The sequence below is a fragment of the Sphaerisporangium sp. NPDC049457 genome, assembly GCF_055586705.1.
Map to the genome: position 1 here is coordinate 189,946 of NZ_JBVJHR010000004.1, position 19,753 is coordinate 209,698.

The 19,753-nt window shown below is 72.5% G+C and carries 21 protein-coding genes; 10 read left to right on the top strand and 11 right to left on the bottom strand.

The window, feature by feature from the left end; genetic code table 11:
- Positions 1 to 66 precede the first annotated feature (66 nt).
- Positions 67 to 936, top strand: coding sequence for a universal stress protein (locus ACZ6QO_RS08430; RefSeq protein ID WP_465848903.1), 870 nt, complete (start codon positions 67 to 69; stop codon positions 934 to 936).
- A gap of 196 nt (positions 937 to 1,132) precedes the next feature.
- Here ACZ6QO_RS08430 and ACZ6QO_RS08435 read toward each other — a convergent pair whose 3' ends face one another.
- From ACZ6QO_RS08435 to ACZ6QO_RS08460, 6 genes are all read right to left on the bottom strand, one after another.
- On the bottom strand, positions 1,133 to 1,963 hold the full coding sequence (locus ACZ6QO_RS08435; protein ID WP_465848905.1) for a hypothetical protein: 831 nt from the start codon (positions 1,961 to 1,963) through the stop codon (positions 1,133 to 1,135).
- Entirely contained in the window at positions 1,960 to 3,183 is a 1,224-nt protein-coding gene (locus tag ACZ6QO_RS08440; protein WP_465848906.1) for an NRAMP family divalent metal transporter, read from the bottom strand. The genes ACZ6QO_RS08435 and ACZ6QO_RS08440 overlap by 4 nt, the downstream gene beginning before the upstream one ends.
- Positions 3,180 to 3,611 (bottom strand): hypothetical protein, encoded by a 432-nt coding sequence (locus ACZ6QO_RS08445; RefSeq protein WP_465848907.1) that lies wholly within the window; start codon positions 3,609 to 3,611, stop codon positions 3,180 to 3,182. The genes ACZ6QO_RS08440 and ACZ6QO_RS08445 overlap by 4 nt, the downstream gene beginning before the upstream one ends.
- 250 nt (positions 3,612 to 3,861) lie before the next feature.
- Positions 3,862 to 4,191, bottom strand: a complete 330-nt coding sequence (locus ACZ6QO_RS08450; RefSeq protein ID WP_465848909.1) for a DUF3140 domain-containing protein — start codon at positions 4,189 to 4,191, stop codon at positions 3,862 to 3,864.
- Between the two features lies 1 nt (position 4,192).
- Positions 4,193 to 4,393, bottom strand: a complete 201-nt coding sequence (locus ACZ6QO_RS08455; protein ID WP_465848911.1) for a hypervirulence associated TUDOR domain-containing protein — start codon at positions 4,391 to 4,393, stop codon at positions 4,193 to 4,195.
- A gap of 103 nt (positions 4,394 to 4,496) precedes the next feature.
- Entirely contained in the window at positions 4,497 to 5,717 is a 1,221-nt protein-coding gene (locus ACZ6QO_RS08460) for a hypothetical protein (RefSeq protein WP_465848912.1), read from the bottom strand.
- Between the two features lie 151 nt (positions 5,718 to 5,868).
- Between ACZ6QO_RS08460 and ACZ6QO_RS08465 the strand changes: the two genes are divergently transcribed.
- The 3 genes from ACZ6QO_RS08465 (at position 5,869) to ACZ6QO_RS08475 (ending at position 9,207) form a co-directional block, all read left to right on the top strand.
- Positions 5,869 to 6,378 (top strand): hypothetical protein, encoded by a 510-nt coding sequence (locus ACZ6QO_RS08465; protein WP_465848914.1) that lies wholly within the window; start codon positions 5,869 to 5,871, stop codon positions 6,376 to 6,378.
- Positions 6,379 to 6,770: 392 nt separating this feature from the next.
- Positions 6,771 to 8,399 (top strand): cellulase family glycosylhydrolase, encoded by a 1,629-nt coding sequence (locus ACZ6QO_RS08470; protein WP_465848916.1) that lies wholly within the window; start codon positions 6,771 to 6,773, stop codon positions 8,397 to 8,399.
- Positions 8,400 to 8,610: 211 nt separating this feature from the next.
- On the top strand, positions 8,611 to 9,207 hold the full coding sequence (locus ACZ6QO_RS08475; protein ID WP_465848918.1) for a hemerythrin domain-containing protein: 597 nt from the start codon (positions 8,611 to 8,613) through the stop codon (positions 9,205 to 9,207).
- A 91-nt stretch (positions 9,208 to 9,298) separates the two neighbouring features.
- Here ACZ6QO_RS08475 and ACZ6QO_RS08480 read toward each other — a convergent pair whose 3' ends face one another.
- Positions 9,299 to 10,507: a hypothetical protein gene (locus ACZ6QO_RS08480; protein WP_465848920.1), complete on the bottom strand. Its 1,209-nt coding sequence runs from the start codon at positions 10,505 to 10,507 to the stop codon at positions 9,299 to 9,301.
- 306 nt (positions 10,508 to 10,813) lie between these two features.
- Entirely contained in the window at positions 10,814 to 11,077 is a 264-nt protein-coding gene (locus ACZ6QO_RS08485) for a hypothetical protein (protein WP_465848921.1), read from the bottom strand.
- A gap of 187 nt (positions 11,078 to 11,264) precedes the next feature.
- On the opposite strand from ACZ6QO_RS08485, the gene ACZ6QO_RS08490 reads away from it, so the two are divergent.
- Positions 11,265 to 11,480: a DUF2277 domain-containing protein gene (locus ACZ6QO_RS08490; RefSeq protein WP_465848923.1), complete on the top strand. Its 216-nt coding sequence runs from the start codon at positions 11,265 to 11,267 to the stop codon at positions 11,478 to 11,480.
- A 64-nt stretch (positions 11,481 to 11,544) separates the two neighbouring features.
- Here ACZ6QO_RS08490 and ACZ6QO_RS08495 read toward each other — a convergent pair whose 3' ends face one another.
- Positions 11,545 to 12,231: a hypothetical protein gene (locus ACZ6QO_RS08495; protein WP_465848925.1), complete on the bottom strand. Its 687-nt coding sequence runs from the start codon at positions 12,229 to 12,231 to the stop codon at positions 11,545 to 11,547.
- A gap of 150 nt (positions 12,232 to 12,381) precedes the next feature.
- Here ACZ6QO_RS08495 and ACZ6QO_RS08500 point away from each other — a divergent pair, with 150 nt between their 5' ends.
- The 5 genes from ACZ6QO_RS08500 (at position 12,382) to ACZ6QO_RS08520 (ending at position 17,650) form a co-directional block, all read left to right on the top strand.
- Positions 12,382 to 13,056: a response regulator transcription factor gene (locus ACZ6QO_RS08500; protein WP_465848926.1), complete on the top strand. Its 675-nt coding sequence runs from the start codon at positions 12,382 to 12,384 to the stop codon at positions 13,054 to 13,056.
- Positions 13,056 to 14,552: an ATP-binding protein gene (locus tag ACZ6QO_RS08505; protein WP_465848928.1), complete on the top strand. Its 1,497-nt coding sequence runs from the start codon at positions 13,056 to 13,058 to the stop codon at positions 14,550 to 14,552. Before ACZ6QO_RS08500 ends, ACZ6QO_RS08505 begins: the two co-directional genes overlap by 1 nt.
- Before the next feature lie 574 nt (positions 14,553 to 15,126).
- Entirely contained in the window at positions 15,127 to 16,185 is a 1,059-nt protein-coding gene (locus ACZ6QO_RS08510; protein WP_465848929.1) for a PP2C family protein-serine/threonine phosphatase, read from the top strand.
- 152 nt (positions 16,186 to 16,337) lie between these two features.
- On the top strand, positions 16,338 to 17,003 hold the full coding sequence (locus ACZ6QO_RS08515) for a glycosyltransferase family 2 protein (RefSeq protein ID WP_465848931.1): 666 nt from the start codon (positions 16,338 to 16,340) through the stop codon (positions 17,001 to 17,003).
- A complete protein-coding gene (locus ACZ6QO_RS08520) occupies positions 17,000 to 17,650 on the top strand; it encodes a TIGR04282 family arsenosugar biosynthesis glycosyltransferase (protein WP_465848932.1) in 651 nt (216 codons plus the stop codon). Before ACZ6QO_RS08515 ends, ACZ6QO_RS08520 begins: the two co-directional genes overlap by 4 nt.
- Before the next feature lie 24 nt (positions 17,651 to 17,674).
- Here ACZ6QO_RS08520 and ACZ6QO_RS08525 read toward each other — a convergent pair whose 3' ends face one another.
- Positions 17,675 to 18,847: a site-2 protease family protein gene (locus tag ACZ6QO_RS08525; RefSeq protein WP_465848933.1), complete on the bottom strand. Its 1,173-nt coding sequence runs from the start codon at positions 18,845 to 18,847 to the stop codon at positions 17,675 to 17,677.
- Positions 18,844 to 19,752, bottom strand: coding sequence for a universal stress protein (locus ACZ6QO_RS08530; RefSeq protein WP_465848934.1), 909 nt, complete (start codon positions 19,750 to 19,752; stop codon positions 18,844 to 18,846). The genes ACZ6QO_RS08525 and ACZ6QO_RS08530 overlap by 4 nt, the downstream gene beginning before the upstream one ends.
- Position 19,753: the final 1 nt, after the last annotated feature.

The window sequence follows — 19,753 nt, forward strand, 5'->3', positions numbered from 1 at the left end:
GTTCCGGCACGATGGGTGGGCGCGCCGGAGGAAGCCGGGCGATCGGGCACGACGAAGGAGAAGATCATGTTCGGGCTTGTCACCGTCGCGGTCGACGGTTCCTCCTCCGCTCTGGCGGCGGTCGACTGGGCGGCGGACGACGCGGCCCGCGCGGGAAGCGCGCTGCGCGTCGTGCACGTCCGGGAGCCGTGGGCCACCGAGTATCCCTTCCACCGCGTCGAAGGGTTCGACGAGTCCCTGAACGAGTACTGCGCGGGCGTGCTGGCGAAGGCCGCAGAACGCGCCCGTGAGCGGGCGCCGGGCATCGCCGTCACGACAGAGCTGGTCACCGGCGCGGTCGTGGAGCGACTGCGGCAGGAGTCGGACAAGGCCGACGCCCTGGTGCTCGGCAGCCGCGGCATGGGCGGCTTCACCGGCCTGATCGTCGGATCGGTGGGCGTCGCACTCGCCGGGCACGCCGCCGGGCCCGTCGTGATCGTGCGCGAACCGCCGCAGGAACGGTTCGGCGAGGTCGTCGTCGGGGTCGACGGGTCGCCGCACTCCGAGGCCGCCCTGGAGTACGCCTTCGAGCAGGCTCGGCTGCGCGGGGCGCGCGTGCGGGCGGTGTACGCCTGGTCGGTCCCGATGTTCTCCTCGCTCGCGGCCGCCTACACCGATGTCGTGCAGGAAGTCTTCGAGTCGGGACTGCGGCGGGTCGAGCAGTGGCTCGTCCCGTGGCGCGAGAGGTACCCGGAGGTGCCGCTGGAGGAGTCGGGTGTGAGCGGGCACCCCATTCCGGCCCTGGTCGAGGCGTCGGAGAAGGCCGACCTGCTCGTCGTCGGGTCCCGAGGGCTCGGCGGGTTCAAGGGGGCGGTGCTCGGTTCGGTCGGCCACGGCGCGCTGCACGGCGCCCACTGTCCCGTCGCCGTCGTCCGCCCCCGCGACCAGGAGGAATGAGCCGGGGCCGGCCCGCGACGCGAGAGGCGAGCCGGGTCAGCCCTCGACGCTCGTGGCCGCGTGCGGTGTGCCTACCGATGTCGCGGTCTCCGGCTGCCCGCGCATTCACCGCCCGAGACGGCGTCCCCGCGCCCGTGTGCGACGCTCGCGCCGGACCGCCCTCGACCGCGTACGCCTCGGGACTCCGGGCCGGAGGTCAGCGGCCGGCGTCCCTGGCGTAGAGCTCGCCGAGGGACGCGAGTTCGGCTTGCCGCGCGGACAGCCGTATCGGGCCGGGCTCGGAGAGCGGCGAGCCGACCTGCGGCCAGGCGACGTAACGGCTGCCCCGGTGAAGGCGGCGGATGACCATCCTGACCAGCGCCGGCGCCTGGCCTCCCGGCCCGCGTTCATAGCCGAACAGCTGCCCGGTGTGCCGGGGCACCACGATGAGGCCGGAGAGCCGGAAGGCGTTCTGCACCTCCTCCAGCAGCGGGCCGTCCTGGGTGAGCTGGACGTCGGCCACCTGCCCGACCGGCGCGCCGTCGGCGTCGACGACCTTGCGGCCCATGAGCAGCCCCAGGCGCAGGCGGCCGGAGCCGGGGGGCTCGTCGCTCGACAGGGGCGGGGGCGGCGGGACGGGCGGCGGCCGGCCGTCCCCGTCGTCGCCGCCGTCGCCGCTGCCGGGGATGGGCGCGATGAGGTGGTCTCTGACCCAGCGTTCGAGCGCCGGCTCGGGCGGGTCGCCGCTCACCTGCACGGCGCCGCCGATCTCCGACACCAGGGCCATCGGGATGCGCTGGGGCGCGGGGTGCTCCTCCGGCCGGAACAGTTCGGTGGTGGCGACGATCAGCCGTCCGGCCACGCCGCCGATCCTCGGCCCGAGCGCGAGCGGCCCGGTGAGGATCGCGGTCGCGTACGGGCGGCCGTCCTGGCCGGTCGCCATCTCCACGTCGTCGACCTTGCACAACAGGCGGCCGTCGCCCGCGTGCACGACCTGCCGGTCCAGCAGGTGGAGTTGCGCGTGCAGGACCCGCGCCGGGGCGTTCACTGGCCCGCCTTCGTCGCGATCATCAGCGGGATCGCCGCCACGGCGACCACGATGAGCAGCACCATGTACACCGTGCCGAGCGCGTTGCTGAACCTGCCGTTGACCTGGTCGCCCATGTAGTCGGGATCGTTGCTGATCATCAGCACCGGCAGGTAGGTCAGCGGGAGGGCCGCGGCGGAGAAGACCAGGGAGTACTCGGTCACCTTGATCGGGTCCACGGTGGTGAGCACCAGGGCGGCCGCGACGATGGTGACCACCAGCACCACCGCGTGGAACCGCGCCGCCTGCCGGGGCCGCACGTACTTGCCCCACTGCCAGCCGAAGTACTGGCTGAGCGTGTAGCCGGACGACAGCGCCGTCTCCAGCGTCGCGCCGAAGGTGGCGGCGAACACCCCGAAGATGACCAGCGCCAGGCCGAGCTGACCGAGTCCCAGGCCGACCGGCAGCAGCATCTGGCCCAGGCTGTCCACCTGGGCGTGCACCGGCAGGAACACCGTGGCCGCGCACCCCGCGATCGCCAGCGAGAGGAAGCCGCCGAGGGGGAACCCGACGAAGACGTTGGCCCGCGCCGTGACCAGGTCCTTGCCCGTCCAGCGCTCCTCGACGCCGCCGGAGGAGAAGAAGAACACCTCGTAGGGCGTCATGGCCCCGCCGAGCAGGGCGATCGCGTAGTACCAGTAGGTCGGCGCGCCCTCGTCCGGCGGCGGGTGGGCGACCTGGTGGGCCAGCAGCCCCCAGTCGGGGCCAAGCGTCCACATCGCCACCGCGAAGACGACCAGGGCCAGCCCGGCCAGTCCGAAGACGCGCTCCATCGTCTCGAACTTGACCCGCCACATCACCAGCCACGCCACCAGTGCCACGCCCGGCACCCACAGCAGGTAGTCGATGCCGGTGACCAGCTCCAGCGCCAGCGCGGCGCCGCCGATCTCGGCCGCGAGGGTGAGCACGTTGATGAAGAACGACGCGCCCAGGTTGACCAGCCCTGCGCGGGGTCCGAGCCGCTCGCGTACCAGATCGAAGACGGGACGCTGGGAGGCGACCGCGATGCGGCCGGACATCTCGGCGAACAGGCAGATGCCGACGACGCCGACGACCACCACCCAGGCCAGCGACATCCCGAACCGGGACCCGACGACGGCGTTGGCCACCAGGTCCCCGATGTCCACGAAGCCGCCGAACGCGGTGAGGATGCCCAGGGTGACGGCGAACAGCTTCTTCACCGGTGGGCCTCCTCGACCGCCCGCAGCCGCGCGGCCAGCTCCCCGAGCTTGCGGTCGGCCTCCCGCGGATCGCGCGGGCCGTCCCGTCTGACCTCGATGAGCAGGTCCTGGACCTCCTCCTCCGCCTCGGAGGTCAGGTCGGTGACCCGCGTGCGCAGCTCGTCGGCGGCGTCGGAGGGCGGCTGCACCGCGCCGAACTGGTCGTTCACGCTCCCGAGGTCGCCCGCCGCCTCGGTGAGGACGGTCTTCAGGTACGGGGTGGTGAGCCGGTCATGGCCTCTGATCGCCAGCCGGACCAGCTCGACGCTGGACGCGGCGGCCCCCGCCGTGGCCCCGGCCTTGAGCCCGTAGTCGTGGTCGCTCCAGGCGGGGCTCACGCAGCCGGTGGCGAGCGCGAGCGCCAGCACGGCCGCCGGGACGGCACGCACGGCCCCCGGGACGGTGCGCGCGGCGGGCACGGCACGGGAACCGGGCGACGCGGCGCGGGGGCGACCGGACGGCGTCGCGCGCGGGGGCCTCATGGGCGGGTCCGCAGCAGGAAGTACCCGAGCAGCCCCAGCAGCACGAGCAGCTGGCCCCACGCCAGCAGCAACACCAGTCCCTCATCGACCACAGATGCTCACTGCCCGGGAGAAACGGCCCTAGTCCTGGATTCCACGCCGGCGGCGTCCCTGCGCGCTACTTGAGCGGGTCGTGGCCCCAGTTCATCAGCGAGTGGCGCCAGCGGGAGTCGCGGACATCGTGCGAGGGACGCTGGGCGAGGTGGCGGTGGACGTATCCGGTGACCTTGCGCATGTGGGCGTAGTCGTCCTCGGACAGTTCGCTCTTCTTCTTGCCGAGGATCTCCACGATCCGGCGGCCGGACGCGTGCCCGGTGGACTCGCCGCCGCCGGACCTGTCGCCGGCCGCCTTGGACTCCGGCGTGTCCAGCCACCGCTCGATCTCTTTGGGCGTCATGTTGACCGCCTCGCCGAACTCCGCGGCGATCCGGCCCTCGTCGCCGGCCATCTCACCCCTTCTTCCGCAACGCCGTCGCCTTGTGCACGGCGCTCCTGCCGCTCTTGTCGCTGCGCACCAGGTACTGCGGTTCCTCGTCGGAGGCGTCGACGACGCGCCCGGCCCGCTCGGTGCGTTCGGTGATCTTCTCTTCGACCGTCCCCGAGGCGGTGGACCCATGGCTCTTCCAGGTCACCGCGTCGCCGACGGACACTTCGCGATGTTGTGTCTTTTTCGCCATACGAAAGGTGTGCCCGGCAATAAATCGGACAATCGACTCGATATCTTCGCCGACCCGCCGGCCGCGCCCGGCGGGCTCAGCCGCGCAGGCTCCAGCGGGGGCCCTGGGGGGTGTCCTCGATGACGATGCCGCCCTCGGTCAGCGCGTCCCGCACCGCGTCCGCCGTCGCGTACGCGCCCTCCTTGCGCAGCCGTCCGCGCAGAGCGAGCAGGGGATCGACCAGAGGGGCGAACCGGTCGCGCGGGGAGCTCAGGTCGGCCAGCCGCCCGAGGCGGGTCACCAGGTGGCGCAGCACCGCGCGCGCCTGGTCGACCCCGCCCTCGTCCTCCTCGGTGTCGGCGGCCCAGCGGCTGATCTCGGCCTCCAGTTCGAGCACGGCCTCGCTGAGCGCGGCGGCGTCGCCGCACTCGGCGGCGTCGTCGAACCGCGACTCGCACTGGTGCACCGACTCGGCCAGCGTCGCGCCGGAGGCGTTCTCCTCCTCGGCGGCGGGGGCGACCCGTTCGGCGGGGACGAACCCGGTGACGCCCTTGGTCAGCTCGCGCAGCTCGTCCAGGCCGAGCGCGCTGCCGGACGGGAACACGGTCGAGGCGCCCTGGCGGCGCACCGTCAGGCCGCCGCGTCCGCGCACCGTGACGGTCTCGGCCCGCAGGTCGATCTCGACGGCCGTGTGCTCGTCGATGCCCAGCACCGCGGCCTCCTCCGGCAGCTCGCGCTCCATCCGGGACAGCCGCCGCTCGCCGAGGTAGCAGTAGCGCGTGTCGTGCGTGCCGCCTTCGGCGTTGTCGTAGTGCGGGACCACCACGACCGGCAGCCCCAGCGCCGACAGCAGGTCGACGCCGTCACGCCAGTGCGGCTCGGCGCCCACCTTGTAGATCTCGTAGACCGGCACCGTGGCGACGCCCGCCGTGCAGGCCGCCGCCGAGGCCAGCACAGTGACGCCGCTGCGGGCGCCGACCCGGGCCCGCAGCGCGGCGCCGACCTCGCTCGCCCGCCAGTGGTCGAGCGCGTAGGTGGGGCTTCCCGGGCCGGAGAACACCCAGTCGGCGTCGACGAGGGCGCCGGCGCCGGAGGCGACCTCCACCGTCAGCCCGACGCTGTCGGCGAAGTAGCGCCTGGCACGCGCGGAGATCTCGGCGGCGTTCTCCTGGAACGCGTACGGCGTGTCGATCAGGACGGCGCGGGGGCCGCGGCCCAGCCTCCGCACGACGGAGCGGTGGACCTCCACCATGGTCGGGCTCGTCTCCCCCGACCCCATGAGCACCAGCACTCCCGGTCCCTCCGGCACAGCACTCACCTCCTCATGTGGCACCGAGTCCAAGCCACGCACACATGCGGCACTTACGGCAATAGCAGAGATGCGATGCGTGGTGACCGTACCTGCATACTCGTTGCAATAGCCCTGTTGGGGGACGCCCACCGGTGGGCCGAGGACGGGATGGAAGCGCATGCTGACAGATGAGATCGCCACCTCCACGACGACGGTGACCATAGAGGCCCTGGCATTGCGAGCGGACTCCTCCGGCGGATGGGCCTACCGCCGGATGCTCACCACGCCGCTGCCCGGCGAGAGCCCCGACCAGGCCGCCCGCCGCGTGGCCGGAGTGACCGCCGAGCAGGTGAGGGTGACCGTGCACTCCACGAGCTGGCGGTACGAGCCGACCGGCGAGGTCGTGCTGACGTACGCGGTGTGCCCGGACCCATGGCCGCACCTGCCCGCCACCCCGTTGCCCTACATGCGCGTGGCGAGGGGAGGCGCGCCCGCCACCCCGAGCCCTGACGATGTGACGGTGGCCAACGTCGTCGCCCACGGCATCCGCCACCTCGCCTTCTTGAAGGTCACCGACCCCGTCGTGCGCGCGACGCTGGAGGTCGTGCCCGAGATCGCCGCCGGTCTGGACAAGCTTTGCCCGATCTCCAGCCTGGGGGTGACGGTGCCGCAGAGCCTGTTCCTGTGACCGGCGGCCGCACGCGCGGCCTCTCACACTGGACGGCGGCCCGGCCTCTGCGGTCCGGTTCTGAGGGGCCGGACGCGGGGGTCGGGCCTTCCCCAGGTCCGGCCTCGGAATCTGGGCACGGATTCGCCGGCGCGGGGCCGGGTTCGGCCGCCTGGGGTGAAAATTTCAGCTCGTCCTGCCCTCGCCGCACCGCCGGGGCGCGGGCCGCGCGTGACGTCCCGGTGGCGTCTTGCGATGTCGCGGCGGCCGCCGGCGGCGGGCGGCCGCGCGCAGGGAGGGTGCCGACGCGCTCGCGCGGCCGGGCGCAGGCTGTACATCCGCGCCGGATACGCCGACTCTGGCGACACTGCCCGTTCACTTAACCGGTTAACGGTTCCCGCGGAAGGTGTCCCATGAGAAAGCGATTCCGAACGGCGGAGGCGGCCGTCACCGCCATGCTGGCGCTGCTGCTGTCGATGCTCGTCGCCGCGCAGCCCGCGAACGCCGCGACGGGCCTGCACGTGAGCGGCAGGAACATCGTCGAAGCGAACGGCAGCGCCCTCATCCTGCGAGGCGTCAGCCACGCGCACACCTGGTACGCCGGCCAGACCACCTCGTCGCTCGCGGGCATCAAGTCCCTCGGCGCCAACGCGGTCCGCATCGTGCTGAGCGGCGGCCGCTGGACGGCCAACAACGCCGCCGACGTGGCGAACGTCATCGCGCAGTGCAAGGCGAACCGGTTGATCTGCGTTCTGGAGAACCACGACACGACCGGCTACGGCGAGCAGGACGGCGCCGTCACGCTGGACGCCGCGGTCAACTACTGGATCAGCGTCAAGAGCGCGCTCGCCGGCCAGGAGGACTACGTCATCCTGAACATCGGCAACGAGCCGTACGGCAACAACAACGTGAGCGGCTGGACCCAGGCCACCTCGAACGCGATCAGCCGGCTGCGCTCCAACGGCTTCCAGCACCTGATCATGGTGGACGCGCCCAACTGGGGCCAGGACTGGCAGTTCGTCATGCGCGACAACGCCGCGACCGTCGCCGGCGCCGACCCGCAGCGCAACACCGTCTTCTCGATCCACATGTACGGCGTGTTCGACACCGCCGCGGAGATCAACGCCTACTTCGACGCCTTCCGGACGGCGGGGCTGCCGCTGGTCGTCGGGGAGTTCGGCGACCAGCACTCCGACGGCAACCCCGACGAGGACACGATCATGGCGCAGGCGCAGTCGCGCGGCATCGGCTACCTCGGCTGGTCGTGGAGCGGCAACAGCGGCGGCGTCGAGTACCTCGACATGGTCACCGGCTTCAACGCGGGCGCGCTCACCTCGTGGGGCCGGCGCATCTTCGACGGCGCCAACGGCATCAAGCAGACGGCCAGGGAGGCGACGATCTACAGCGGCGGCGGCGACCCGTCGGACACGACGCCCCCGACCACGCCGGGCACTCCGGCGGCCACCGGCGTGACCTCCTCGGGCGCCACGCTGAGCTGGACCGCCTCCACCGACTCGGGCGGCTCCGGCCTGGCCGGCTACGACGTCTACCGGGAGCAGGGCACCACGGACCCCCGGCTCGGGCAGACGACCACGAACTCCATCACCCTCACCGGCCTGAGCGCGAGCACGCGGTACCAGGTCTACGTGCGGGCGCGCGACGGCGCGGGCAACCTGTCCGGCGCCTCCGGCCTGGTGACCTTCACCACGGCGGGTAGCGGCGGAGGCGACCGCGGGTGCGCCGTCACCGCCACCACGCAGGGCCAGTGGGGCAGCGGCTACGTCATCCAGCCGGTCACGGTGACCAACACCGGCACCTCGCCCATCACGGGCTGGACGGTGACCTTCACCCTGCCCTCGGGCCACACCGTCAGCGGGGCGTGGAACGCGTCCCTCACCAGCAGCGGGCGGACGGTGACCGTGCGCAACGCCGCTTACAACGGCGCGCTGGCGGCCGGCGCCGGAACGACGTTCGGCTTCCAGGGCGGCCGGCCCGACGGCGACACCTCGGTGCCGTCGGGCTACACCTGCACCGCCTCCTGACCGGCCCCGTCGGGCGGGGGTACGGCCCAACCGGCCGTACCCCCGCTGTCTTTCGCCGCCATTCGATGCTCTTCAGCCCTTTGCCGCACATATGACCTCTTTGCTGGGTCTTATCGGTACATGTCCATGTGCCCGTCGGCGGTGGGGAAGGTCTTCATTGCCTGACGGCGGACAACCGAGGCACCGCGGCGAGGACACGAGGGGAACCGCAATGGCGAAGAGCAAGACCATGCCCGAGCTGATGGACGAGAACGACGTGGTGGGGCTGCTGATCCGCCAGCACGCCACCATCAGGGACATGTTCGACGAAGTGGAACAGGCCACCGGGGAGGCGCGGGCGGAGGCGTTCCAGGATCTCGTGCGGTTGCTGGCCGTCCACGAGACCGCCGAGGAGGAGATCGTCCACCCGTACGCCAGGCGCGCGCTCGACGGCGGCGACGCCGTGGTCGACGAGCGGCTGCGCGAGGAGAACGAGGCAAAGCAGCTCCTCACGCTGATGGAGGAGCGGGGCACCGACGACCCTTCGTTCCCCTCGCACCTGCAGAAGCTGCGCATGGCCGTGGAGGAGCACGCCCGGGCGGAGGAGCGCTACGAGTTCGCCCAGCTCGTCAGGGAGACCAGCTCGGCCGAGCGGCGGACGATGGCGCTCGGCGTCAAGGCCGCCGAGGCGCTCGCCCCGACGCACCCGCACCCGGGGGTGGAGTCGGCCAAGAAGAACGTCCTGCTGGGCACGCCGACCGCCATGATGGACCGCGTCCGTGACGTGGTGCGCCAGGCGATGGGCGGCAAGAAGAAGGGCGACCGCTGACCCGCTCGCCCATCCGTCCAGTCCCTACGCCTAACGCCGGCCCGCCCGAGAGTGGCGGGCCGGCGCCTGTCGTCGTCCCTTCCCCGGCCCGTCAGTCGTGGGAGGGGCGGCGCATGCTGGGCACGGGGTGCGGGCCCTCGGTCTCCATCCGGTAGTCCTGTCCGAACTTCGCCCGGGTCTCCTCCAGCACCTGGTCGCTGGGCGCGGTCTCGCCGCCGTGCAACCGCTCCTGGAAGCGCTGGAACCGCTCGTGCGCGTCGCGCACGTAGCCCGTTCCGAGCGTGGTGAGGTCGATCTGCGTGGCGAGGATCTCGCGGATGTAGGTCTTGTTCGGCTCGAACATCACCGGCGCCGGGAACTGGGGCGCCAGCATCTCGGCCGGCTCGCGGCCCTGGTGACGGCGCATCAGCTCGCAGGCGATGCGCAGGTGCTCCAGCTCCATGGCGAGATGGAGCTCCCACACCGCCTTCACCCGGTCGTCGGACTCGGTCTCCATGAACGAGTAGTACATGTAGCACTCGTTGTACTCATGGTTGACGAGCTGCTCCCACCAGGTCTCGTTCGGGTCGAGCAGCGACTCGTAGTGGGTGACGTGCTCCTCCTCGATCAGCCCGATCTCCTGGTAGAGCTGGCGGGCGATCTGCTCCATGTACTCGGGCCCGACGTTCATGTAGAAGTTCATGGTCTGCTGCTCGGCGGCCATGATCGTCAGGGTGTGCAGCTTGGAGAGCGGGCTCGCGGTGTCCTTGTCGTAGTGATCGCGCACGTTGTCGATCGGGTGCCGGTGGTGCAGCGGCGTGGGCCGTCCGGGCATGACCTCGGTCAGCGCGTCGACGATCTTCTCGGCCTTGCGGTGCTCGATCAGCTCGTACAGGTTGGCGTACCGGTACAGGTGGTCGAAGTCCTCCAGCATGCCGAACTCGAACGCCTGCTTGAGGTACGGGTCGGGCTCCATGCGGGCGACCCAGGCGGTCAGGTCGACGGCCACCTGCTCGTAGGCGATCGTGGTCTCCAGCACCGAAGCCAGCCCTGGAAGCAGCCAGTTGACGGCCTTCTGCTGCTGCTGCTCGATGTAGCGGACCTCGGCGAGCTGCCGGCGCACGTCCAGGTCGGGGCAGCGCCGCGCGAAGTGGTGGCTGAACATGACCGCTTCGACCTCGATGCCGTTCATGGTGATGACCCGGCACCGGGCGTAGGGGTCGGAGTGGTCGGGGTCGAGCTGGGGGACGTTGAGTTCCCGCCAGTTGCGCAGTTGCTGGTCCAGCGGGATGCCCTGCTGTTCCAAAGGGTTGAAAGTCATTGATATGACTCCTTTTGTCCTATTTCGGCGGGCGAGAACCATGTACCCGAGCCGAACGGACCACAACCAGATCCACGGAACGCCGATGTCCATCCCATATCGAGACTTTTTATCGTGTTTGCGGTCCGGCGCCGGTGATCGCATATGGCGGGATTTTGCCGTTGATGGGGAAAGCGCAACCCGTCCGGGAATTGACAGTCATGAACAGGACATGTGTCGTTCACCTTGGTCCCGGCCGGCGGACCGCGTGCAAACCGGCATTACGGCCATCGTGCACGAAGCCCGGAAGGTTCGCGGGCAGGCGCCTCAGACGATCTCCGCCGCCTGCCCCACGCCTCGCAGGGCCTGCGAGAAATGCTGCTCGGCCAGGAAGTGCCCCAGGCCGATCACCAGCGCCAGCGGCCATTCGATGACCTCGAAGGCGGCGAGCGCGCCGAGCGCCACATAGAAGGCCAACCGGTCAGGCGGCGGCATGACGACCCGGCCGACGAGCGGCAACGTCACTCCTGGCTGCGGGGCGACCCGTCCTCGCCCGGCGTCCTCCGGGGCGGCGATCGTCTTCTGCGCCATGGCGGCCTCCGTGGGTCAGAGATGTACTGCCCATCCCCGGCGGCAGACGCCGGGTAACGCCGCTTGGCGGGGACTTTGCGAGCTTCGCGGCGGCGCGAACCGACCGCGCACGGGCGCGGCGCTGGGGTGACCCCAAGCCCGCGGACACGGTCGCTCGCCTTCCGCGCCCATGACGTACCGTCTCTTCATGTGCCGGAGCATCAAGACCCTTCGCGAGCCCTACACCAGTGACGTCACCGACGACGACGTGCGGGCCGCCGCGCTGCAGTACGTCCGCAAGATCTCGGGGTTCCGCGCGCCGTCCGCGCGCAACACCGAGGCCTTCGAGCGCGCCGTCGAGGCCGTCGCCGCGGCCACCAGCACCCTGCTTGACGAGCTGCAACTGAAGCCGCTCGCCCGCTGAGCGCCTGAACGCGGCGCGTCCCGCGCCGGCCGGCCCTCAGGCCGGCCGGGCGGGAGGAGCCTGCCTATTCCGGCTGCTCGGGCACCGCGGGCCGCACCGGCACGGCCGACTGTGTCGGCACGGCCGGGATGGCGGGCACCGCGGACTGTGTCGGCACGGCCGGGATGGCGGGCACCGCGGACTCCGCGGGCGCGGCGGGCTGCGCCGACACGGCCGGCACGGCGGAGGTCACGACGTCGACGCAGTCCGCCGTGCCGTGGCCCTTCGCGCCGTCCTTCGGAGCCGTCCCGCCGTCGGTGCGGCCCTTCTCGTCCTGGACGCCTTCGCCGGCGCCCTTCTCGTCCTGGCCCCCTTCGTCCGCGCCCTTCTCGGCCGGAACGCGCTCGGCCCGCTCGCCGGGCACCCCCGGCGCGGCGTCCGCGTCGGGCACGGTCGACAGCCTGTGCTCGCCCTCGGGCACGCCCTCCGGCCGGGCCGCACCCTCGGGCGCGGCCTCGCCGGGCGGCAGGGCCGGCACGGCGAACGTCGTGTCGCCCGTGCTGAGTTCCCTGTGCTCCCGGTTCTCCGCGTCCACGGCCTTGCCGTCCTTGTCCACCATCGACGTCGTGTGCCGGCAGACGACAGTGGTGGCCGCGTCGGCGGGATCCTTGCCGGAGGGGTTGTCGGCGTAGCCCGCCGCGGTGAGGGTGGCGGCGACGGCCACCCCGAGCACCCCGGCGGACAGCACCATGCGCAGGCGCTTGGCGATCACGAATGGTCTCCCTTGCGGTCGGCCCGCCCCTCGCTGGGCGGCCTGGCGGATCTGTCGGGAGAGAGCCTGGCGAGGGCTACCTGAAGCCACCCTGAAGCCGGCCGAAAGGATCTTAAGCTGGGCTTCAGGTCCGTCCGGCACCCTTGACGCATGCGTGTGCTGCTGGTCGAGGACGAACACCGGCTCGCCGCCCTGGTGAAGAGCGGCCTGTCGAACGAGGGCTTCGCCGTCGACGTCGCCCACGACGGCACCGAGGGCCTGTGGATGGCGACCGAGAACGCCTACGACGCGATCGTGCTCGACGTCATGCTGCCGCGGCTCAACGGGTACGCGATCTGCCGCCGCCTGCGCGACGCGGGCGACTGGACGCCGATCATGATGCTGACCGCCAAGGACGGCGAGTACGACGAGGCCGAGGCGCTGGACACCGGAGCCGACGACTACCTGTCCAAGCCGTTCTCCTACGTCGTGCTGCTGGCCCGGCTGCGCGCCCTGGTGCGGCGCGGCGGCCGGGAGCGCCCGGTGGCGCTGACGGTCGGCGACCTGGTGATCGACCCGGCCGGCATGCGCTGCCGCAGGGCCGGGGTGGACATCGCGCTCACGCCCAAGGAGTTCGCCGTGCTGCACAGCCTCGCGCGCCGGCCCGGGGAGGTGGTCTCCAAGGCCGAGCTGCTGCGGCAGGCGTGGGACTTCGCCTATGAGGGGGATCCGAGCATCGTGGAGGTCTACATCAGCGCGCTGCGCCGCAAGGTGGACGCCCCGTTCGGCCGCTCGTCGCTGGTCACCGTGCGCGGGGCCGGCTACCGCCTCGACGGGCGGCGCTGATGCGGTGGTCGGTCCGGCTGCGCGCGACCGTGGCCGCGACCCTCATCGTCGCGGCCGCCCTCGCGGCGGCGGCCATCGCGCTGACCACGACCCTGCGCGCCGACCTGGTGCGCAGCGCGGGCGCGGAGGCCGCGCAACGGGCCGGGGTGGCGGCGAGCCACCTGGCCGCCACCCCGGTGCCTGCGATCCCCGACCCCCGCGTGGAGGGAGCCGCTCCGCCCGGCCGGGCGAAGGCGGCGGGTTCGCCCGCCCCCACGAACCCGGCGGGTTCGCCCGGCCCCGCGAACGAGGCAGGCTCGCCCGGTTCCGCGAAGCCGGCCCGTTCTCCCGGCCCGGCGAAGGCGGCCGGTGCGCCCGGGACCTCGGAGAAGGGCGCCGCGCTCGCGGTCGCCGCGCAGGCCTCGCCCGGCGCGCCGATCGACGTCTCCCTGCGGACGGTGCCCGACCCGGACGTCCATATCGGGTCTCCCGCCGAGGCCCCGGGCGCCGGCTGGGGCACCGGGGAGTACACGACGGCCAGCACCGTCGTGGAGACCGGCGCCGGGCCGGTGACGGTCATGGCGCGCAGTTCGCTCGGCCCGGCGCGCGAGGCGCTGGGGGTGCTGAACCGGCTGCTGATCTTCGGCATCCCGGTCCTGTTGCTGCTGGTGGCCGGACTGACCTGGTTCTTCGTGGGCCGGGCGCTGGTCCCGGTGTCCGGCATCCGGACCCGGCTGGCCGAGATCACCACGCGCGACCTGCACCGGCGCGTGCCCGTTCCCACGGCGCAGGACGAGATCGCTGCGCTCGCCCGCACCGTCAACGCCACCCTCGACCGGCTGGAGCAGGCCGTCGAGCGGCACAAGCGGTTCGTCGCCGACGCCGCCCACGAGCTGCGCAGCCCGATCGCGACGCTGCGCACCCGCCTGGAGCTGGCCCCGTCCTGCGAGACGACCGACGAGGCGCTGTGCGACGTCGACCGGTTGCAGTCGCTGGCGGCCGGTCTGCTCCTGCTCGCGGCCCTGGACGCCGGGGAACCGGCGAGGGACGACGAGGTGGACCTCGGACAGGTGGCCGCCGAGGAGTCCCTGCGGGCGCGTCCGAGGGCCGGCGTGCGGGTGCGGCCGCACATCGAGCCGGACGTGGTGGTGCGCGGCTCCCACTCCCATCTTTCGCGGATGGTCGTCAACCTGGTGGACAACGCCGTGCGGCACGCGTCCTCGGCCGTCAAGGTGCGCGTGTCGCGCGACGCGGACGACGCGCTGCTGGAGGTGCTGGACGACGGCCCCGGCATCCCCGCCGAGCGCCGGGAGGCCGTCTTCGACCGCTTCACCAGGCTGGACGGGGCACGGGCGAGGGACGCGGGCGGCGCGGGCCTGGGCCTCGCGATCGTCAGGGAGATCGCCCTGCTCCACGGGGGCGCCGCGGAGGTCACCGAGCGCCGGGGCGGCGGCGCGTGCTTCACCGTCCGCCTGCCCGCCCATGTCGCGAACCCCAACGAATCCGCCTTGACCTAACTACCCCCCTGATAGCCATTTATCACCTTAAGGGGTTATCGCAGGGCTTCAGGGATGGGATGGGCGCGGAAATCCGAGGACCTATATCGAATCGGTCCCAGTTGGCCGATCCCAGAGTAAGGTTCGATTCATGAGCCCTTCAGAGACCTCCCGGCTCGAATCGCGCTCGGGCAGGCTCGGTCCGGCTTTCCGACGTTGGAGGGCGTCCAGTTCGTTGCTGTTGTGAGGTCGTCGAGGTGCTTGCTGACATAAGCGGGAAACGGTGGCGTTTATCCCGGTTCGTAGTCACTCAAGATTCATCCGGTGAGCGGGTTCCGCGCGAGCGCCGTCCCCTGGCGCATTCACCGGCTCGCCGGTCCATCGCCGTGTTTCATCCGCATGGCGGCGCCGCCCGCGTCTGTGACCATCACGTAAGGCCAGAACGCTGTTCGCCGTTTCACCGCCTTGTTACAGTGGCCGCGGAGCACCGGGAAGTCTGGTCGGCACACCACCGAGACGGACCTATTCCGCGGAGGCATCCTGTGGCGAGCGATCGGCGTCGAGGACGGAGCGTCACGGCAGCGGGACGCCGCCTATGAGCGCGGTCAGTCGCAGAACGCAGCGGCTCATGGGGGCGCTGCCGTACGCCTCCCTGGGCATCGTCGCCGCGGTCGACTTCCTCTCAGGACCCGGCGTCGGATACCTCTCTCTGCTCGCGGTCGGCCCCGCGTTCGCCAGCCTGGTGGGCGGCGTGCGGCGCACGGTGCTCATCGGCGCCGTGGCGCTGGCCCTGTCGCTGGTCCTCGCCCTGTACTCGGGAGTCCTCGGCGACCGGCAGAGCAACATGAGCCTGATCTCCATCACCGGCGTCACCGCGGCGAGCATCCTCGCCACGGTCGGACGGCAGCGCCGCGAGCGCGAGCTCGCGACCGTCCGCTCCGTCGCCGAGGTGGCGCAGCGGGTGCTGCTCAGGCCGGTTCCCCGATGGGCGGGCCATCTGCGCGCGGCCGTCTCCTACACCTCCGCCAACGCCGAGGCGCGCATCGGCGGCGACCTGTACGAGGTCGTCACCGGCCCGAGCGGGGTCCGCGCCATCGTCGGGGACGTTCAGGGCAAAGGCCTTGAGGCCGTCGAGACGGCGGCGCTGGTGCTCGGCGCGTTCCGCGAGGCCGCCCACGACGAACCCGACCTGCGCGGCGTCAGCGGCCGGCTGGAGAAGGCCCTCAACCGCCGCCTGTCGGGCGAGGAGTTCGTCACCGCCATCCTCGTCGACGCCGACCCCGCCGGGCGGCTCACGCTGCTCAACTACGGCCATCCGCCGCCGCTGATCCTGCGCGCCAACGGCGAGATCACGCTGGCCGAGCCGCAGGACACCGCTCCGCCCCTCGGCCTCGCCGTCCTGGAGGTCGACGGCCCGAACCCCCACCAGGTCGCGTTCGCGTCCGGCGACCAGATCCTGCTGTACACCGACGGGGTGATCGAGGCCCGCGACCGCTCCGGCCGTTTCTACCCGCTCGCCGACCGGGCGTTCCTCCTCAAGGACGACGATCCTGAGGCCGCGCTGGAGGCCCTCCGGCTCGACCTGGTCGCCCACGTCGACGCGCCCCTGCACGACGACGCCGCGATGCTCCTGTTGCGCTGCCGCGACAACTGACCCTGCGTCGCCGAAACCCCCGCCCGCCCTTCGCCCGCCCGCGCGGACCTTCGAGCGGGCGGGGCGGCCCCTCCCCGTGACGCGACGGCCGCGCCCGCACGTCATCACCTTGTAAGGGTTGGTCGGGCCCGCGTGCGTCTACCGTCGCACGCATGGAGATCGACGTGGTGCTCCCCTGCCTGGACGAGGCGTCCGCCCTGCCCTGGGTGCTCGGGCGCATGCCGGACGGCTATCGCCCGATCGTGGTGGACAACGGCTCCACCGACGGGTCGGCCGAGCTCGCGGCCCGGCTCGGCGCGCGTGTCGTCAGCGAGCCGAGAAAGGGCTTCGGCGCCGCCTGCCACGCCGGGCTGGTCGCGGCGACGGCCGACTTCGTCTGCTTCATGGACTGCGACGCCTCCCTCGACCCCCGGCAGCTCCCTCGCGTGAGCGGCCCGGTCCTGGACGGGCGGGCGGAGCTGGTCCTCGGCCGCCGCAGACTCAGCGCGGACGCCTCGTGGCCGGCGCACGCGCGCCTGGGCAACGCCGTGCTCGCCGGCAGGCTGCGCCGCAGGACCGGCATGCCGCTGCGCGACCTCGGGCCGATGCGGGCGGCGTCCCGCGAGGGCCTCATCAAGCTCGGCATGGCGGACCGCCGGTTCGGCTACCCGCTGGAGACGGTGCTGCTGGCCGCCGCGGCGGGCTGGCGGATCACCGAGGTGGAGGTCGACTACCTTCCACGGGCGGGCCGTTCCAAGGTGACGGGCACGGTGCGGGGAACCCTGCGCGCGATCGGCGACATGCGCCGCGTCATGGCCGGCCAGGCGGGCGCCCGATGACGGGGCGGCCGGGACGCGGGCAGGTGGTGGTGATCGCCAAGGAGCCGGTGCCCGGCAGGGTGAAGACCAGGCTGACCCCGCCCTTCACCCCGGAGGAGGCCGCAGGACTGGCCGCCGCGGCGCTGGCCGACACGCTCGCGACGGTGGCGCGCGTCCCCGCCGCGGGGCGCGTGCTGGCGCTCGACGGCGACCCGGGCCCCTGGGTGCCCGCCGGTTTCACCGTGCTGCCGCAGCGCGGCCACGGCCTGGACGAGCGGCTCGCGGCGGCCTTCGAGGACGCCCACCGGCGGCTGCCCGAGCCGGTCGTGCTGATCGGCATGGACACCCCGCAGGTCAGGCCCGAGACGCTGTCCACGGCGCTGTCGCTGCTCGGTACGCACGACGCGGTGTTCGGGCCCGCGGCCGACGGCGGGTTCTGGCTGCTCGGCCTGCGCTCCCCGCGGCCGGAGTTGCTGCTCGGCGTGCCGATGTCCCGGTCGTACACGGGGGCGGCCCAACTCGCGCGGCTGCGCGAGGCCGGGCTGGACGTCGCCCTGCTGCCCTGCCTGACCGATGTGGACACCGCGCGGGACGCCGCCGAGGTCGCGGCGGCGGCCGAGGGCTCCCGGTTCGCCCGCGCGCTCGCCCGACTGGGCGCACTGCGCTGATCGCCGGACGCCCGTTCGCCGCTCTCAGCCCGGGGAACCGGTGCCCATGTCCTCGGGGGAGCCGCGGGGCGGTGTCGTGGTGGTGCGCAGGACGGCCTGCTGGAGGGCCCGGGTGAGGTCCGCGGTGGTGACCATGCCCACGACGTGATCGGCGTCGGCGACCACGGCCATCGGCTCCCCGGTGAACGACGAGAGCCCGAGGATGCGGTCGGCCTCGTCGTCCGGGTCGAGCACGTGGCCGGAGGGCAGGGGCTTGCACACGGTCGCGACGCGGCGGTCGTGGCGCTGCTCCGGCGGGATGGCCGTCAGCGTCTCCAGGGTCAGCGTGCCCGTGGGGCGCCCGGAGAGGTCGACCACGGGGAACACCAGCTGGCGGGAGCGCAGCGCCGTGTTCGCCACGAAGTCGTCGATGTCCTGCCACGCGGGGGCGACGTCGGGCGAGGGGGTCATGACGTCGCGCACCCGCCGGCCCTTCAGCCCTCGGTGGGCGGTGCGGACCATGCCTTCGCCGCGGGCGGCGCCGGCGAGGAACCATCCGATGAGCATCATCCACAGCCCACCGGTCCAGGCCAGCAGGATCAGCTGCAGGCCGCCGAGCGCGATCAGCGTCATGCCGAGCGCCTGTCCCGCCCTGGCGACCGATCGGTCGGCCCGCGCGCGGTCGCCGTGCCGGTGCCACAGGACGGCGTGCAGCACCCGACCGCCGTCCAGCGGAGCACCGGGCAGCATGTTGAACACCGCAAGGACGGCGTTCATCAGCGCGAGCCAGCGGACGGCGGAGACGACCAGGGTGGAGCCGTCGAAGGGCAGGACCGCCAGGAAGAACAGGCCGGACAGGAGGAGGCTGACCAGCGGGCCCGCCACCGACACCTGGAACTCGTCCTTCGGCGTCCGCGCCTCCTCGCCGGAGAACTCCGTCACCCCGCCGAGCAGCCACAGCGTGATCGACCTGACCGTGATCCCCCGACGGCGGGCGACCAGCGCGTGGGCCAGTTCATGGGCGAGCAGGGAGCCGAGGAACACGACCGTGGTGACCACGGCGACCGTCCAGTAGCGCGCCGCCTCCTGGCCGGGAACGGCCTCGGGCAGGACGGACAGGGCCAGCACCGCGCCGATCAGCCCGATGATCGCCAGCGTGGACCAGTGGGCTCCCAGCGGGATGCCGGCCACGTGACCGAACCGGAGGCTCTGTCTCATCCGCCCGTGCCCCCGTCCGCCGGCCTGGCAGGACGCGACCGCACGACCGCGACCGGGCTGTAGGCGTGGTGGAGCACGCCGTGGCCGACCGAGCCGAGCACCGCCGAGCCGAGGCCGCCTCTTCCCCGCGACCCGACGACCAGCAGGTCGGCCTCGGATGACGCCTGGCACAGTGCCTCCACCGGATGGGCGCGCACGACCGCGTCGCGCACCCGCACACGCGGGAACTTCTCCCGCCATGGCGCGAGCTGGTCCTGCGCGGCCCGCCTGCCGAGGTCGTGGATCCTTTCCAGGTCGGCGGTGTAGGTGGTGAACATCGGCAGGAAGACGTCCACCTGCCAGGCGTAGACGGCGCGCAGCAGGGCGCCCCTGCGGGCGGCCTCCTCGAACGCGTACTCAAGGGCGGCGTCGGACTCCGGTGCGGCGTCGTGGCCGACGACGATCTCTCCGTGCGCGTCGGACGTGACGGACGCGGCCCGTTCCGCGTCCCTGACGACCACGACCGGGCAGCGGGCGCGTCCGGCGACGCCCATCGAGACCGAGCCGAGGATCATGCCGAGGAACCCGCCCAGGCCCCGGCTGCCGAGGACCAGCACCTCGGCGTCCTGGGCGGCGATCAGCAGCGCCTCGCGTACGGTGCCGGTGAGGGTCGCCGTCTCGACGGCGAGCCCGGGGACGTGCTCGCGGGCCACGGCCGCGGCCTCGGCGAGCACGACGCCGGAGCGTTCCGACAGCGAGTCGTGGAACCCCGGCGGGGTGGCGAGCGGCTGGTCGAACACCCATGGGTCGATGACGTGGACGACGCGCAGGCTCACGCCGCGCCGCCCGGCGTCGGCGGCCGCCCAGCGCACGGCCGCCAGCGAGGGCGGTGACCCGTCGACGCCGACGGCGACGTGCCGGTTCATG

Excerpts from the sequence above, each read along its gene's own strand:
- ACZ6QO_RS08430 (WP_465848903.1), top strand. The coding sequence starts at position 67 with ATGTTCGGGCTTGTCACCGTCGCGGTCGACGGTTCCTCCTCCGCTCTG.
- ACZ6QO_RS08450 (WP_465848909.1), bottom strand. The coding sequence starts at position 4,191 with ATGGCCGGCGACGAGGGCCGGATCGCCGCGGAGTTCGGCGAGGCGGTC.
- ACZ6QO_RS08465 (WP_465848914.1), top strand. The coding sequence starts at position 5,869 with ATGCTGACAGATGAGATCGCCACCTCCACGACGACGGTGACCATAGAG.
- ACZ6QO_RS08470 (WP_465848916.1), top strand. The coding sequence starts at position 6,771 with ATGAGAAAGCGATTCCGAACGGCGGAGGCGGCCGTCACCGCCATGCTG.
- ACZ6QO_RS08475 (WP_465848918.1), top strand. The coding sequence starts at position 8,611 with ATGGCGAAGAGCAAGACCATGCCCGAGCTGATGGACGAGAACGACGTG.
- ACZ6QO_RS08480 (WP_465848920.1), bottom strand. The coding sequence starts at position 10,507 with ATGACTTTCAACCCTTTGGAACAGCAGGGCATCCCGCTGGACCAGCAA.
- ACZ6QO_RS08485 (WP_465848921.1), bottom strand. The coding sequence starts at position 11,077 with ATGGCGCAGAAGACGATCGCCGCCCCGGAGGACGCCGGGCGAGGACGG.
- ACZ6QO_RS08490 (WP_465848923.1), top strand. The coding sequence starts at position 11,265 with ATGTGCCGGAGCATCAAGACCCTTCGCGAGCCCTACACCAGTGACGTC.
- ACZ6QO_RS08500 (WP_465848926.1), top strand. The coding sequence starts at position 12,382 with ATGCGTGTGCTGCTGGTCGAGGACGAACACCGGCTCGCCGCCCTGGTG.
- ACZ6QO_RS08505 (WP_465848928.1), top strand. The coding sequence starts at position 13,056 with ATGCGGTGGTCGGTCCGGCTGCGCGCGACCGTGGCCGCGACCCTCATC.
- ACZ6QO_RS08510 (WP_465848929.1), top strand. The coding sequence starts at position 15,127 with ATGAGCGCGGTCAGTCGCAGAACGCAGCGGCTCATGGGGGCGCTGCCG.
- ACZ6QO_RS08515 (WP_465848931.1), top strand. The coding sequence starts at position 16,338 with ATGGAGATCGACGTGGTGCTCCCCTGCCTGGACGAGGCGTCCGCCCTG.
- ACZ6QO_RS08520 (WP_465848932.1), top strand. The coding sequence starts at position 17,000 with ATGACGGGGCGGCCGGGACGCGGGCAGGTGGTGGTGATCGCCAAGGAG.
- ACZ6QO_RS08525 (WP_465848933.1), bottom strand. The coding sequence starts at position 18,847 with ATGAGACAGAGCCTCCGGTTCGGTCACGTGGCCGGCATCCCGCTGGGA.
- ACZ6QO_RS08530 (WP_465848934.1), bottom strand. The coding sequence starts at position 19,752 with ATGAACCGGCACGTCGCCGTCGGCGTCGACGGGTCACCGCCCTCGCTG.